The organism is Pseudomonas sp. SBB6 (genome assembly GCF_024213215.1).
Classification (GTDB): Bacteria; Pseudomonadota; Gammaproteobacteria; order Pseudomonadales; family Pseudomonadaceae; genus Aquipseudomonas; species Aquipseudomonas donghuensis.
Window position 1 is genome coordinate 345,225 of the sequence record NZ_JANAVH010000001.1, and the last position, 14,198, is coordinate 359,422.

At 61.5% G+C, this 14,198-nt stretch carries 11 protein-coding genes; 7 read left to right on the forward strand and 4 right to left on the reverse strand.

Going from position 1 to position 14,198, the window contains the following annotated elements:
- Positions 1–47: 47 nt before the first annotated feature.
- Together NLX68_RS01710 and NLX68_RS01715 are read right to left on the reverse strand one after the other, a co-directional pair.
- A complete protein-coding gene (locus NLX68_RS01710; RefSeq protein ID WP_254282370.1) occupies positions 48–1,745 on the reverse strand; it encodes a GspE/PulE family protein in 1,698 nt (565 codons plus the stop codon).
- A gap of 81 nt (positions 1,746–1,826) precedes the next feature.
- A complete protein-coding gene (locus NLX68_RS01715) occupies positions 1,827–2,147 on the reverse strand; it encodes a hypothetical protein (protein ID WP_051636746.1) in 321 nt (106 codons plus the stop codon).
- Between the two features lie 125 nt (positions 2,148–2,272).
- Here NLX68_RS01715 and NLX68_RS01720 point away from each other — a divergent pair, with 125 nt between their 5' ends.
- On the forward strand, positions 2,273–2,743 hold the full coding sequence (locus NLX68_RS01720) for an Lrp/AsnC family transcriptional regulator (RefSeq protein ID WP_010221186.1): 471 nt from the start codon (positions 2,273–2,275) through the stop codon (positions 2,741–2,743).
- 3 nt (positions 2,744–2,746) lie between these two features.
- Here NLX68_RS01720 and NLX68_RS01725 read toward each other — a convergent pair whose 3' ends face one another.
- Complete coding sequence (locus tag NLX68_RS01725; protein ID WP_254282372.1) at positions 2,747–4,114, reverse strand: inorganic triphosphatase; 1,368 nt, start codon at positions 4,112–4,114, stop codon at positions 2,747–2,749.
- A gap of 126 nt (positions 4,115–4,240) precedes the next feature.
- Here NLX68_RS01725 and argE point away from each other — a divergent pair, with 126 nt between their 5' ends.
- Positions 4,241–5,398, forward strand: a complete 1,158-nt coding sequence (argE, locus tag NLX68_RS01730) for an acetylornithine deacetylase (protein WP_254282374.1) — start codon at positions 4,241–4,243, stop codon at positions 5,396–5,398.
- Positions 5,399–5,513: 115 nt separating this feature from the next.
- A complete protein-coding gene (gene argA / locus NLX68_RS01735) occupies positions 5,514–6,812 on the forward strand; it encodes an amino-acid N-acetyltransferase (RefSeq protein WP_254282376.1) in 1,299 nt (432 codons plus the stop codon).
- Between the two features lie 76 nt (positions 6,813–6,888).
- Here the strand turns inward: argA and NLX68_RS01740 are convergent, their stop codons facing one another.
- Positions 6,889–8,265, reverse strand: coding sequence for a glutamine synthetase family protein (locus NLX68_RS01740; RefSeq protein ID WP_254282378.1), 1,377 nt, complete (start codon positions 8,263–8,265; stop codon positions 6,889–6,891).
- A gap of 605 nt (positions 8,266–8,870) precedes the next feature.
- Between NLX68_RS01740 and NLX68_RS01745 the strand changes: the two genes are divergently transcribed.
- The 4 genes from NLX68_RS01745 to NLX68_RS01760 all read left to right on the forward strand — a co-directional run bounded on the left by NLX68_RS01745 (position 8,871) and on the right by NLX68_RS01760 (position 14,159).
- Positions 8,871–10,229, forward strand: a complete 1,359-nt coding sequence (locus NLX68_RS01745) for a glutamine synthetase family protein (protein ID WP_010221192.1) — start codon at positions 8,871–8,873, stop codon at positions 10,227–10,229.
- Between the two features lie 47 nt (positions 10,230–10,276).
- Positions 10,277–11,635, forward strand: coding sequence for an aspartate aminotransferase family protein (locus NLX68_RS01750; RefSeq protein WP_254282380.1), 1,359 nt, complete (start codon positions 10,277–10,279; stop codon positions 11,633–11,635).
- Between the two features lie 168 nt (positions 11,636–11,803).
- Entirely contained in the window at positions 11,804–12,901 is a 1,098-nt protein-coding gene (locus NLX68_RS01755; RefSeq protein ID WP_100781835.1) for a polyamine ABC transporter substrate-binding protein, read from the forward strand.
- A gap of 163 nt (positions 12,902–13,064) precedes the next feature.
- On the forward strand, positions 13,065–14,159 hold the full coding sequence (locus NLX68_RS01760; protein WP_254282382.1) for a polyamine ABC transporter substrate-binding protein: 1,095 nt from the start codon (positions 13,065–13,067) through the stop codon (positions 14,157–14,159).
- The last annotated feature ends 39 nt before the right edge of the window (positions 14,160–14,198 follow it).

Sequence of the window (14,198 nt, forward strand, 5' to 3'; positions counted from 1 at the left end):
TTATGTGGATCTAGTTCCCTGGCCAGGTAAAAGGTTTGGCGCCTGCTTCAGGCGATGACGCGAAGCACTTCGGCCTCGGTTGTCTGCCCTGCGGCAACCTTCTCGGCGCCGCTGTGCTTGAGGCTGAGCATGCCGTCATCAAGCGCCAGTCGGCGCAAGGCGAGCAGATCGAGGTCGGGCTCGATTCGAGCTTTGAGTGCATCACTGATGCCCAGCAGTTCGAAGATCGCACTGCGACCGTGATACCCGGTCTGCCGGCATTCACCACAGCCCACCGCTTGATGGCTGTGCATCGGCGCTGTTGGCGCGGCCTTGCAATGGTTACACAGGGTGCGCACCAGGCGCTGGGCCATGACCCCGATCAGGCTGGCTTTAAGCAGATAGGGCGCAATGCCCAGTTCCAGCAAGCGGGTGATGGCGCTGCAGGCATCGTTGGTGTGCAGGGTCGAGAGCACCAGGTGCCCGGTCAGGGCGGCCTGGATCGCCACTTCAGCGGTTTCCAGGTCGCGTATTTCGCCGATCATGATGACATCCGGGTCCTGGCGCAGCAGCGCCCGGGTACCGGCGGCAAAGTCCAGGTTGATGGCCGGCTGTACTTGTAGCTGGTTGAACGCGGGTTCAACCATTTCGATCGGGTCTTCGACGGTGCACAGGTTGATCTGTGGGGTAGCCAGGTGCTTGAGGCTGGCGTAAAGGGTGCTGGTCTTGCCCGAGCCGGTGGGCCCGGTGACCAGGATGATGCCGTGGCGCTGGCCGAGCATGGCCAGCCAGCGCTTGAGGTCGGCTGCGCCGAGGCCCAGTTGGGCAAAGTCCTGGTGCAGCAGTTGCGGGTCGAAGACTCTCAACACCAGCTTTTCGCCAAACGTGGTGGGCAGGGTCGACAGCCGTAGCTCGACCTCCTCGCCATCGGGCAGGCGGGTCTTGATCCGGCCATCCTGGGGGCGGCGTTTTTCCGCGACATTCATGCGCCCCAGGCTTTTCAGGCGGCTGACCACCGCCAGGGTCACCGGCGCCGGGAACTGGTAGACCGGGTGCAGCACGCCGTCGATGCGAAAACGCAACTGGCCCTGTTCACGTCGCGGCTCGAGGTGGATATCGCTGGCGCGCTGTTCGAAGGCGTACTGCAACAGCCAGTCAACGATGCTGACGATATGCGCATCGTTGGCTTGAACCTCGTTGGCGCGGCTGCCGACTTCAAGCAGTTGTTCAAGATTGCCCGCCGCGATCGGTACCGACTGTTGCTGACTGGCGCCGCTGACCGATTGGGCGACCTGGAAGAACGTCTGGCTGAGCTGGCGGATCTGCACGGGGCTGGCCAGCACCCGCTTGATCGGCCGTTGCAGCGCCTGGGCCAGGTCCGCCTCCCAGGCGCGGACATAGGGCTGCGCGCTGGCCACGGTGACACCGCTGGTATCGGCGGCCACCGCGAGGATGCCGTGACGCCTGGCGAAGGCCGCGGACATCAAGCCGGTGAGCCGGGCAAGGTCGGTCTCCAGGGGATCGATACGCAGGTAAGGCTGGCCAGCCTGCTTTGCCTGCCACTGGCACAAGGCGTCCAGGTCCAGGTATTGGCCGGGATTGCGCAGGTCGGCAAGCTGCTGGCTGGCGATCCATTCGAGCGGGTGCTGGTCGTGCTGCAGCGGTGTGCAGTTGCTGCGATCGACCGCGCTGATGCGTTGTTCGGCGAGCAACTCGGCAAGCAAGGTGTCGAGGTCAAGCCAGCGATCTTCGTTGGGGTTGGTCATGCGGGCTTCCTTGCCGCGCCACTGACAGTGGTGGCCTGAGCAAGGTTAGCCGCTGAGCTGAGCCTTTCGCGCGAACAAGGGTTACCAGGCTTTACCGGGCTGGCTCAACTGCACCTCGGTTACGCAGATCAGGTTGCGCATTTTTTGTGCAATCAGCTCGGCGCGGTGCCAGCTCAGGCCGCTGATGCCGATCTCGACACTGAGCAGGTCATCCTGTTGCTCGACATTCAGCCGATGCGGCACCAGGAATTGCAGGGCAAACAGATTGAGCACTCGGCACAGGCTGTCGGGTTCGGCCTCTACCTGCAGTTGGTAGCAGACATCACTGTGCGCGTTGCTGGCGGCCCAGACATCGGTGCGCAAGGGTGTGAGGGGGCTGTCCAGCCGTTCGAGAGCGCTCATGGGATTCTCCGAAGAAAGTGGAGAAATTTTTACATGCAGGCCGGGGTATTTCTTCTCTATGATCGTGCAATATTGCCACTTATTGAATAATTTGATTCGTAGCTATCAACTTTGGAGAAATAATCATGCACAGCGAGTTGGACGCCTATGACCGGCGCATCCTGGCCTTGTTGCAGGACGACGCCTCGCTCTCCAGTGCGCAGATCGCCGAGCGCGTGGGCTTGTCGCAATCGCCTTGCTGGCGGCGCATCCAGCGCTTGAAAGAGGAGGGGGTGATTCGCGCCCAGGTGACCCTGCTGGATCGCAAGAAGATCGGCTTGAACACGCAGATTTTCGCCGAGGTCAAACTCAACGCCCACGGGCGCTCCAACTTCACCGAGTTCACCGAGGCGATCCGCGGCTTTCCGGAAGTGCTGGAGTGTTATGTACTGATGGGCGCCGTGGACTTTCTGCTGCGTATTGTCACCCCGGACATCGAAGCCTACGAACGGTTCTTCTTCGAAAAGCTGTCGATGGTGCCGGGGATCCAGGAGGTCAACTCGACCGTGGCCTTGTCCGAAATCAAGTCCACGACGAGTCTGCCGGTACTGCCTTGAGCCTTACTTGCGCAGCAGGTGCTTCCAGCCGCGGCTCTGGAACACGGCCATGGCCTGGTGGACGCGGGCTTCGAGCACTTCGTCGCTGATCGGCAGGTTGGCCAGTTCGTGCAGCTTGTTCAGCTCGCCGAACAGGCGGTCCAGATCCGGGCTCTCCAGCACCTGGCGGGCGTGGTGCAGCCAGGCCAGCAGGCGTTCGATGCGCGGCAACTGCTCGGCCAGGTCTTCCGGCTGGCGATGGTACAGCGGCAGGTTCAGGGTCTTGGCTTCTTCAGCCAGCAGCACGTTCAGCCAGTTGGCCAGTTGTGCGGCGCCCTGGCGGTCGCCGCGCTTGTTGCGCTCGACGGTCCAGGCGCGGGCCAGCAGCCAGCGCGAGGTCTCCAGGGAGAACTGGCCCCAGCGGGTATCCAGCAACTCTTCGGCGAATTGCTCGGGTGCGGCACGGCGTACGTCTTCATCGTCAATACCGGCCAACACCAGCGGGCGCCAGTCTTCGAGCAGGGCGTCGAGGCTGTTGCGCAACTCGCGGGTGCTGGCGCGTGGGCCGGCCTGGCCGAGGCTGCTGGCCAGGGCGCGCAGTTCCCAGAGGTTGTCGACCCAGTCCTGCAGCAGGCGCCAGTGGCCGTTGAAACGGTACTGTTCGGCCAGGCGCTGGCTGCTGCCGAGCAACTGCCAGGCCAGTGCAGCGAAGGCGTCGTCGAGGGACATCTGGGCGTTCAGTTCGGCGGCCGGCAGGCTCAGGGCGTAGCTGCCGGCGTCGAGCAGGCGATAACCGCGCTCGGCCTTGCTGATGTCACACGGCATCAGCGGCAACTTGGCCGACAGCTCGGCGGCAAGCTCCAGCAGGGCTTCGGGGGCGCCTTCGCGCAACTCGAGCTCCAGCTCGCAGATTTCTTCCTTGTGCTTGCCGGCAACCACGGTGCCGAGGTCCAGTGCGGCCTCGATCACCACCTTGGCCTTGCCGCGGCCCCAGGCGATTTCTGCGTATTCACGGGTGAAATCGGTGGTGAACAGTGGCTTGATGGTCTTTTTGTCCAGCTCGGCCAGTTGCTCCGGCCAGCACTCGGCGTCGAGTTTTTTCAGGTCGAGCTTGGCCTTGGGCAGTTGCCATTCGAACTCGTTGCGCTGGGACAGGCCGGCGACGCTCTGGCCGCGGGTCTTGAGGGTCTGGATGACCACATCGCCGTCGCGGCGCAGGCGCAGGGCGACCTTGGCGGCGGCCAGGTCGCGCTCCGGGGTATCGAAGTACTGGTTGAGCAGTTCGCGGCTTTGCCACCCGGACTTGTTGCGCTTGTTCAGCAATGGGTGTTCACGCAGGGCGGCGAGGGTCTCGCGGCTGACCCGCAGTTTGATTTCGGTTTCTTTATGCATTGCTGGGTAATCCAGGCTCGAATGACAGGGAGCGTCTTGGGGGTGCAGTGTACAGGAGTCGGCTCACGGCAGTTTATTCCCGGTGCCGGATGGCCCTATGATGAGCTTCGCCCAAGGAGAAAGCGCATGCCATTGCCATCGCTCAAAGAGCAGTTCGCCGCCCTGATCGCCGCGCCGTCGGTCAGTTGTACCCAGCCTGCCCTGGATCAGTCCAACCGCGCGGTGATCGACCTGCTGGCCGGCTGGCTGGGGGACCTGGGGTTTGCCTGCGACATTCAGCAGGTGAACCCGGGCAAGTTCAACCTGCTGGCAAGCTACGGCAGTGGCCCGGGCGGCCTGGTGCTGGCCGGGCACAGCGACACGGTGCCGTACGACCCCGAGCTGTGGCAGACCGACCCGCTCAAGCTGACCGAGGTCGACGGCCGCTGGGTCGGCTTGGGCAGTTGCGACATGAAGGGCTTTTTTGCCCTGGTCATCGAAGCCGTGCAGCCATTGCTTGCCCATGACTTCAAGCAACCGCTGTTGATTCTCGCCACCTGCGACGAAGAAAGCTCGATGGCCGGCGCCCGTGCCCTGGCCGAGGCCGGGCGGCCCCTGGGCCGTGCGGCAGTGATCGGTGAGCCGACCGGGCTCAAGCCGGTCCGCTTGCACAAAGGGGTGATGATGGAGCGCATCGACATTCTCGGGCGCAGCGGCCACTCGTCCGACCCGAGCCTGGGCCATAGCGCCCTGGAGGCCATGCACCAGGTCATGAGCGAGCTGATGAACCTGCGCCGGCAATGGCAGAAGGCATTCAACAACGCCCAGTTCAGCGTGCCGCAACCGACGATGAACTTCGGCTGCATTCATGGCGGCGACAACCCCAACCGCATCTGTGGCCAGTGCGCCCTGGAATTCGACCTGCGCCCGCTGCCGGGTATGGACCCGGAAGTGCTGCGCATTGCCATTCGGCAAAAGCTGGCGCCACTGGCCGAGCAGCATCAGGTGCGCATCGACTATGCGCCGCTGTTCCCCGAAGTGCCGCCGTTCGAGCAGGCCGCCGATGCGGAACTGGTACGGGTAGCCGAACGTCTTACCGGTCATCGCGCCGAAGCGGTAGCCTTTGGCACCGAAGCGCCTTATCTTCAGCGCCTGGGTTGCGAGACCCTGGTGCTCGGCCCTGGTGACATCGCCTGTGCCCACCAGCCGGGTGAATACCTTGAAATGTCACGCTTGCAGCCTACTGTGCGTCTATTGCGTGAGTTGATCGAACATTATTGCCTCAGCCCGGTAATTGCCCGCTGAGTTGAACCGTTTTGCAGAGGAGATTGCGCGTGACGCCAAGCCTGTTCCGACGATAACCCTTCGAGCGCTGTGTGCTTTCCCGTTCTTGTCCCTATTTTCTACAGGCTCTCCGGTTATGCCCGAATACGTCAATTGGCTGCGTCACGCTTCGCCTTACATCAACGCCCACCGCGACTGCACGTTCGTGGTCATGCTCCCCGGTGACGGGGTCGAGCACCCCAACTTCGGCAATATCGTCCACGACCTGGTGCTGTTGCACAGCCTTGGCGTGCGCCTGGTACTGGTCCATGGTTCGCGTCCGCAGATCGAAAGCCGCCTGGCCTCCCGTGGCCTGACCCCGCACTACCACCGCGGCATGCGCATCACCGACGCCGCCACCCTGGAATGCGTGATCGATGCCGTCGGCCACCTGCGCATCGCCATCGAGGCGCGCCTGTCGATGGACATGGCTGCCTCGCCGATGCAGGGTTCGCGCCTGCGCGTGGCCGCTGGCAACCTGGTCACCGCACGGCCGATCGGCGTGGTCGAAGGTATTGATTACCATCACACCGGCGAAGTGCGCCGGGTCGACCGCAAGGGTATCAACCGCCTGCTCGACGAGCGCTCCATCGTCCTGCTCTCGCCGTTGGGTTATTCGCCTACCGGCGAAATCTTCAACCTGGCCTGTGAAGACGTCGCCACCCGCGCCGCCATCGAACTGGGCGCCGACAAACTGCTGCTGTTCGGCGCCGAGCGCGGCCTGCTCGATGAACAGGGCCGGCTGGTGCGTGAGCTGCGTCCACAACAGGTGCCGGCGCACCTGCAGCGGCTGGGCAGCGATTACCAGGGCGAGTTGCTCGATGCCGCCGCCGAAGCCTGCCGTGGCGGTGTGGCGCGCAGCCATATCGTCAGCTATGGCGAAGACGGTGCCTTGCTCACCGAGTTGTTCACCCGTGATGGTGGCGGCACCCTGGTGGCTCAGGAGCAGTTTGAAAAGGTGCGTGAGGCGGCGATCGAGGATGTCGGTGGCTTGCTCGAGCTGATCAGCCCGCTCGAAGAGCAAGGCATCCTCGTGCGTCGCTCGCGTGAGGTGCTGGAGCGCGAGATCGAGCAGTTCAGCGTGGTCGAGCGCGAAGGCATGATCATCGCCTGTGCGGCGCTGTACCCGATTGCCGATTCTGAGGCTGGCGAGCTGGCGTGCCTGGCGGTGAACCCTGAGTATCGCCATGGTGGGCGTGGTGATGAGCTGCTGGAACGGATCGAGACGCGGGCGCGGGAGATGGGGCTCAACACCCTGTTCGTGCTGACGACCCGGACGGCACACTGGTTCCGCGAGCGCGGCTTTGTGCCCAGCGGGGTCGAGCGGCTGCCGGCGGCGCGGGCCTCGCTGTACAACTATCAGCGCAACTCGAAGATTTTCGAAAAAGCGCTGTAAAGCATCGCGGGTCAAGCCCGCTCCCACAGAAGATATCTGTGGGAGCGGGCTTGACCCGCGATAAGGCCCTCAAGCATCACACGGTATGCAGATACCAGTTGTACTCAAGGTCGGAGATGGAGTGTTCGAACTCCTCCAGCTCGCTCTCTTTACAGGCCACGAAGATATCGATGTATTTCGGGTCGATGTACTTGGCCAGGATCTCGCTGTCGTCCAGCTCGCGCAGTGCATCACGCAGGTTGTTCGGCAGGCTTTGCTCGTTCTGCTCGTAGGAGTTGCCTTCGGTCGGCTCGCCCGGGTCGACCTTGTTGGTCAGGCCATGGTGAACACCGGCCAGCACGGCGGCCATCAGCAGGTACGGGTTGGCGTCGGCACCGGCTACGCGGTGTTCGATGCGCACGGCGTCCGGCGTGCCGGTTGGCACGCGCAGGGCCACGGTACGGTTGTCCAGGCCCCAGCTTGGCGAATTCGGCACGTAGAACTGGGAACCGAAACGGCGGTACGAGTTGACGTTCGGGCAGAGGAACGCCATCGATGCCGGTAGGGTCTCGAGCACACCGCCGATCGCGTGACGCAGTGCGGCGTTCTGCTCGGGATCCTCGCTGGTGAAGATGTTCTTGCCATCTTTGTCCAGCACCGAGATATGGACATGCAGACCATTACCCGCCTGGCCCGGATAGGGCTTGGCCATGAAGGTGGTATCCATCTCATGGTCGTAGGCGATGTTTTTGATCAGGCGCTTGAGCAGTACCGCGTAGTCGCAGGCCTTCATCGGGTCGGCAACGTGGTGCAGGTTGACTTCGAACTGCGCCGGGGCGCTTTCCTTGACGATGGCGTCGGCAGGAATGCCTTGTTCCTTGGCGCCTTCGAGGATGTCCTGCAGGCAATCGACGTACTCGTCGAGGTCGTCGATCAGGTACACCTGGGTCGAGATCGGGCGTTTGCCGGAAATCGGCGAGCGCGGCGGTTGCGGACGGCCGTTCACGTTCTCCTGGTCGATCAGGTAGAACTCAAGCTCGAACGCGGCGCAGATGGTCAGGCCCAGCTCGTCGAACTTGCTCACGACCTGGCGCAGGACTTCCCGCGGGTCAGCAAAGAACGGTTGGCCTTCGAGCTCGTGCATGGTCATCAGCAGTTGCGCGGTCGGGCGCTTCTGCCAGGGCTCGTTGGACAGGGTATCGGGGATTGGATAGCAGATGCGGTCGGCATCGCCGATGTCCAGGCCAAGGCCGGTGCTTTCGACGGTCGAACCGTTGATATCCAGGGCGAAAAGGGAGGCCGGCAGGTTGATGCCTTTCTCGTAAACCTTGTGGAGGCTGGTGCGCTCGATGCGCTTGCCGCGCACCACACCATTCATATCTGCAATCAGAAGGTCAACGTAGAGAACCTCAGGATGTTCCTTAAGGAACGCGTTCGCTTCGTTAAGCTGAACGGCACGCGGGGGTACCGACATGATGCAACACCTTTGTTGTTAAAAATATCAATCAATGGGGGCTTGCAGGTTCAGTCAATCGGAAAGCCTTGCTGAAGTCAAGCCAACCCCATGATGCCCTAAAATGGCCCTCAAGCGGCATTTTTGCTGCAATTGGGGGCGCCGACAAGGGCTGCTTTCGTACGGTAACGGCGATCTTGAGCGGGCCGTGTTCTATTTTTTACGGGGGTGTTGTGTAAAAAAATGAACAAGGCTAAGCTCGGTGGCAACCCATAACACCAATAATACCGGGGGTTACATGTCACGCCTGCCGACAACCGGCATCATCGCCCGCCGTTCACAGAACGGTTTGCACGCGTTCCTCGCGGGTGGCTTGCGCCATGCGCCAGCACCTTGCGCCCCGGCTGAAATAATTGACGGCCCGGGCGTCCTGCCTGCTGCCGACGCCTCTTTGAATTACCTCTGCCATCACTATAGCGGGCTCGTCAGCCTTGCGGGAACTGCCCGTCGCGGCCTCCCTGCGTCTGACTTTTGCTTTAGCCCCGAGAGGCATCCAGAATGTCTGGGACGGCCCACTCCGGGTGTCGTCCTGACGTCTGTCCAGACATTTACCTCCTGAGGTATTTATGAGTAGCAACCTCGACCAGCTCACCGATTGGTTGAAAGAACACAAGATCACCGAAGTCGAGTGTCTGATCAGCGACCTCACCGGTATCACCCGTGGCAAGATCTCGCCGACCAACAAGTTCATCGCCGAAAAAGGCATGCGCCTGCCCGAGAGTGTGCTGCTGCAGACCGTGACCGGCGACTATGTCGATGACGACATCTATTACGAACTGCTCGACCCGGCTGACATCGACATGATCTGCCGCCCCGACGAGAACGCGGTGTTTCTCGTACCTTGGGCCATCGAGCCGACCGCCCAGGTGATCCACGACACCTACGACAAGCAGGGCAATCCGGTCGAGCTGTCGCCACGCAACGTGCTCAAGAAGGTATTGAAGCTCTATGCCGACAAGGGCTGGCAGCCGATCGTGGCGCCAGAGATGGAGTTCTACCTGACCAAGCGCTGCGAAGACCCGGACTTCCCCCTGCAGCCGCCAATCGGCCGCTCCGGGCGCCCGGAAACCGGCCGGCAGTCGTTCTCTATTGAGGCCGCCAACGAATTCGACCCGCTGTTCGAGGATGTCTACGACTGGTGCGAGCTGCAGAACCTTGATCTCGACACGCTGATCCACGAAGACGGCACGGCGCAGATGGAGATCAACTTCCGTCACGGCAACGCCCTGTCACTGGCCGACCAGATCCTGGTGTTCAAGCGCACCATGCGCGAGGCTGCGCTCAAGCATAACGTCGCCGCCACCTTCATGGCCAAGCCGATGACCGGCGAGCCGGGCAGCGCCATGCACCTGCACCAGAGCATCATCGACGTGCGTACCGGCAAGAACATCTTCTCGGACGAAGACGGGAGCATGAGCGAGCTGTTCCTCAACCACGTCGGCGGCCTGCAGAAGTTCATTCCGGTGGTGTTGCCGCTGTTCGCACCGAACGTCAACTCGTTCCGCCGCTTCCTGCCCGACACCTCGGCACCCGTGAACGTCGAGTGGGGCGAAGAGAACCGTACCGTGGGCCTGCGCGTACCGGATGCCGGGCCGCAGAATCGCCGGGTCGAAAACCGCCTGCCAGGCGCCGACGCCAACCCGTATTTGGCGATCGCCGCCAGCCTGCTGTGCGGCTTCATCGGCATGGTCGAAGGCATCAAGCCAAGTGCGCCGGTACAGGGGCGTGGCTATGAGCGGCGCAACCTGCGCCTGCCGCTGACCATCGAGGACGCCCTGGAGCGCATGGAGAACTGCCAGGCGCTGGAACCTTACCTGGGCAAGAAATTCATTGCCGGCTACGTCGCCACCAAACGCGCCGAGCATGAAAACTTCAAACGCGTAATCAGCTCCTGGGAACGTGAGTTCCTGCTGTTTGCAGTCTGATCAACCCGGAGCCGCAGGACCGCGGCCGTCAACAAACGGAGAAGCACATGAGCGTCAACAACCCGCAAACCCGTGAGTGGCAAACCCTTAGCAGTGAGCATCACCTGGCGCCTTTCAGTGACTATAAACAGCTGAAAGAGAAGGGGCCGCGGATCATCACCAAAGCCGAGGGCGTGCACCTGTGGGACAGCGAGGGCAACAAGATCCTCGATGGCATGGCGGGCCTGTGGTGTGTGGCGGTCGGTTACGGCCGTGAAGAGCTGGTTGAAGTGGCCGCCAAGCAAATGCGCGAGCTGCCGTACTACAACCTGTTCTTCCAGACTGCCCACCCACCGGCACTGGAGCTGGCCAAAGCCGTCTGCGACGTCGCGCCCAAGGGCATGACCCATGTGTTCTTCACCGGTTCCGGTTCTGAAGGCAACGACACCAACTTGCGCATGGTCCGCCACTACTGGGCGCTCAAGGGCAAGCCGCAGAAACAGGTGATCATTGGCCGCATCAACGGTTATCACGGTTCCACCGTGGCCGGTGCCGCCCTGGGTGGCATGAGCGGCATGCATGCGCAGGCCGGGACGCTGCCGGGCATCGTGCATATCCCGCAGCCGTACTGGTTCGGCGAGGGCGGTGACATGACCCCGGACGAATTCGGCGTATGGGCAGCCGAGCAGCTGGAAAAGAAAATCCTCGAAGTCGGCGAAGACAACGTCGCCGCCTTTATCGCCGAGCCGATTCAGGGTGCCGGCGGGGTGATCATTCCGCCAGACACTTACTGGCCGAAGATCAAGGAGATCCTCGCCAAGTACGAGGTCCTGTTCATTGCCGACGAAGTGATCTGTGGCTTTGGTCGCACCGGCGAGTGGTTCGGTTCCGATTACTACGACCTCAAGCCCGACCTGATGACCATCGCCAAGGGTCTTACCTCCGGTTACATCCCCATGGGTGGTGTGATCGTGCGTGACGAAGTGGCCAAGGTGCTCAGCGAAGGCGGCGACTTCAACCACGGCTTCACCTACTCCGGCCACCCGGTGGCGGCGGCGGTGGGCCTGGAAAACCTGCGGATCTTGCGCGACGAGAAGATCATCGAGCGGGTTCAGGAAGAAACGGCACCGTATTTGCAAAAGCGTCTGCGTGAGCTCAGCGATCACCCGCTGGTGGGCGAAGTGCGTGGCCTGGGCATGCTCGGTGCCATCGAGCTGGTCAAGGACAAGGCTACCCGCGCGCGTTACGAAGGCCGGGGTGTGGGCATGATCTGCCGACAGTTCTGCTTCGACAACGGGCTGATCATGCGTGCTGTGGGCGACACCATGATCATCGCGCCGCCGCTGGTGATCAGCCATGCAGAGATCGACGAGCTGGTGGAAAAGGCGCGCAAATGCCTGGACCTGACGCTCGAAGCGCTGAACTAGCCAAGTGCTAGGCTAGCGTAATGGCATCAATCGGTTTCAAGGTGCCTCTTTCCTTGAAAGAGCGCCTTGTAACTTGCCAGACTAACGACTGTTTCAGTCGCTCGGAGCTTGCGCCGAATAAGCCGGCCGCTGAACAGATGGCTAAATAAAAATTCTGGAGCATTACGCATGAAGAAATTGGGCAAGACGTTGCTGGCTATGTCCCTGATGGGCGCCATGGCCAGTGCTGTTCACGCGGATGACAAAGTACTGCACGTCTATAACTGGTCCGACTACATCGCACCGGACACTGTCGCCAAGTTCGAAAAACAGACCGGTATCAAGGTCGTTTACGACGTCTTCGACAGCAACGAGACCCTCGAGGCCAAGTTGCTGGCAGGCAAGTCCGGCTACGACGTGGTAGTGCCGTCGAACAACTTCCTGGCCAAGCAGATCAAGGCCGGTGTCTATCAGGAGCTGGACAAGTCCAAGCTGGCGAACTGGAAGAACCTCGACGAAGACCTGCTCAAGGCCGTTGGTGATGCCAGCGACCCGGGCAACAAACATGCGTTCCCGTACATGTGGGGCTCCATCGGCATCGGCTACAACCCGGAGAAGGTCAAGGCCGCGCTGGGTATCGACAAGATCGATTCCTGGGACGTGGTGTTCAAGCCGGAGAATATCGCCAAGCTCAAGAGCTGCGGTGTGAGCTTCCTCGACGCTCCGACCGAAATGATTCCGGCGGCGCTGCACTACCTGGGCAAGCCGACCAACAGCACCAGCAAGGAAGACCTCAAAGCCGCCGAAGACCTGTTCCTGAAGATCCGTCCGTCGGTCGGCTACTTCCACTCCTCCAAGTACATCTCCGACCTGGCCAACGGCAACATCTGCGTGGCCGTGGGTTACTCGGGTGACCTGGAGCAGTCCAAGGCCCGTGCCCACGAGGCCGGTGACAAGGTCAAGCTGGACTACATCATTCCGAAAGAAGGCGCCGGTACCTTCTACGACATGGTCGCCATCCCCAAAGATGCGGTCAATGTCGACGCTGCCTACAAGTTCATGGACTTCCTGATGCAACCGGAAGTCATGGCCGAGATCACCAACGCCGTGCGTTTCCCGAACGGCAACAAGGCGGCGACTCCCCTGGTGGACAAGGACATCACCAGCGATCCAAGCATCTACCCGCCGGCTGATGTGAAGAAGCAGCTGTACGCCATTGCTGACCCGGGTGCCAAGGCCCAGCGCGAAATCACTCGCAGCTGGACCAAGATCAAATCGGGCAAGTAAACCTGGTTGCCTCCCTGGGCACGGTGTAAATCCGGCCCAGGGAGCATGAAGGCACAAATTTTTTTTGCGGCATGAGTGCATCGAAGGTAAGTTGCGCGCCGGTTTGGTTATCCGGCAGGTATTTCTGTCGTTTGCCACGGGCACATTTGTGAGGACCTCCCACTTGTCTATTTCTGTATTTCGCAAGGCCATCCTGGCTGGAGCGGGTCTGACGCTGGCGATCAGCGTCCAAGCGGCGCCCACGGTGCACATTTATAACTGGTCGGACTACATCGGTCAGACCACCCTCGCGGACTTCGAAAAAGCCACTGGCATCAAGCCGGTGCAGGATGTCTTCGATTCCAACGAAACCCTGGAAGGCAAGCTGCTGGCCGGTCGTACCGGCTATGACGTGGTCGTGCCGTCCAACCATTTTCTCGGCAAGCAGATCAAGGCGGGCGCATTCCAGAAGCTCGACAAGGCGCTGCTGCCCAATTACGCGAACCTCGACCCGGCGCTGATGAAGCGCCTGGAAAAGAACGATCCAGGCAACCAGTACGCCGTCCCCTACCTGTGGGGCACCAATGGCATCGGCTACAACGTCGAGAAGGTCAAGGCGGCGCTGGGTACCGACAAGATCGATTCCTGGGCCATGCTGTTCGAGCCACAAAACATCAAAAAGCTTTCCAAGTGCGGGGTCGCCTTCCTCGACTCGGCCGACGAGATGCTCCCGGCAGTCCTCAACTACATGGGGCGTGACCCCAACAGCACCAACCCCAAGGACTACGCCGACGCCGAGAAGAAACTCCTGGCCGTGCGCCCGTACGTGACCTACTTCCACTCGTCCAAATACATCTCGGACCTGGCCAACGGCGACATCTGCGTGGCCGCCGGTTTCTCCGGCGATGTATTCCAGGCCAAGTCCCGCGCCGAAGAAGCCGGCAAGGGCGTCAAGCTGGCCTATGCGATTCCCAAGGAAGGCGGCAACCTCTGGTTCGACATGCTGGCGATCCCCAAGGATTCCAAGAATGTCAAAGAGGCCCACGCCTTCATCAACTATTTGCTGCAGCCTGAGGTTATTGCCCAGGTCAGTGATTACGTCGGTTATGCCAACCCGAACCCCAAGGCTGGCGATCTGATGGACCAGAACGTGCGAACCGACGCAGCGGTTTACCCACCGCAAGAAGTGCTGGACAAGTTGTACGTCAATTCCGAGCTACCTCCCAAGGTGCAACGGTTGATGACCCGTAGCTGGACCAAGGTCAAGTCGGGCAAGTAAAAATCCAGGGTCCGTCACGGCAGGGGCGGGCGCAAAAAA

Bases quoted from the DNA above. Each gene is read 5' to 3' on its own strand.
- argE (WP_254282374.1), top strand. From the start codon at position 4,241: ATGCCATTGCCATCGCTCAAAGAGCAGTTCGCCGCCCTGATCGCCGCG.
- NLX68_RS01755 (WP_100781835.1), top strand. From the start codon at position 11,804: ATGAAGAAATTGGGCAAGACGTTGCTGGCTATGTCCCTGATGGGCGCC.
- NLX68_RS01715 (WP_051636746.1), bottom strand. From the start codon at position 2,147: ATGAGCGCTCTCGAACGGCTGGACAGCCCCCTCACACCCTTGCGCACC.
- NLX68_RS01710 (WP_254282370.1), bottom strand. From the start codon at position 1,745: ATGACCAACCCCAACGAAGATCGCTGGCTTGACCTCGACACCTTGCTT.
- NLX68_RS01740 (WP_254282378.1), bottom strand. From the start codon at position 8,265: ATGTCGGTACCCCCGCGTGCCGTTCAGCTTAACGAAGCGAACGCGTTC.
- NLX68_RS01725 (WP_254282372.1), bottom strand. From the start codon at position 4,114: ATGCATAAAGAAACCGAAATCAAACTGCGGGTCAGCCGCGAGACCCTC.
- NLX68_RS01750 (WP_254282380.1), top strand. From the start codon at position 10,277: ATGAGCGTCAACAACCCGCAAACCCGTGAGTGGCAAACCCTTAGCAGT.
- NLX68_RS01745 (WP_010221192.1), top strand. From the start codon at position 8,871: ATGAGTAGCAACCTCGACCAGCTCACCGATTGGTTGAAAGAACACAAG.
- NLX68_RS01720 (WP_010221186.1), top strand. From the start codon at position 2,273: ATGCACAGCGAGTTGGACGCCTATGACCGGCGCATCCTGGCCTTGTTG.
- argA (WP_254282376.1), top strand. From the start codon at position 5,514: ATGCCCGAATACGTCAATTGGCTGCGTCACGCTTCGCCTTACATCAAC.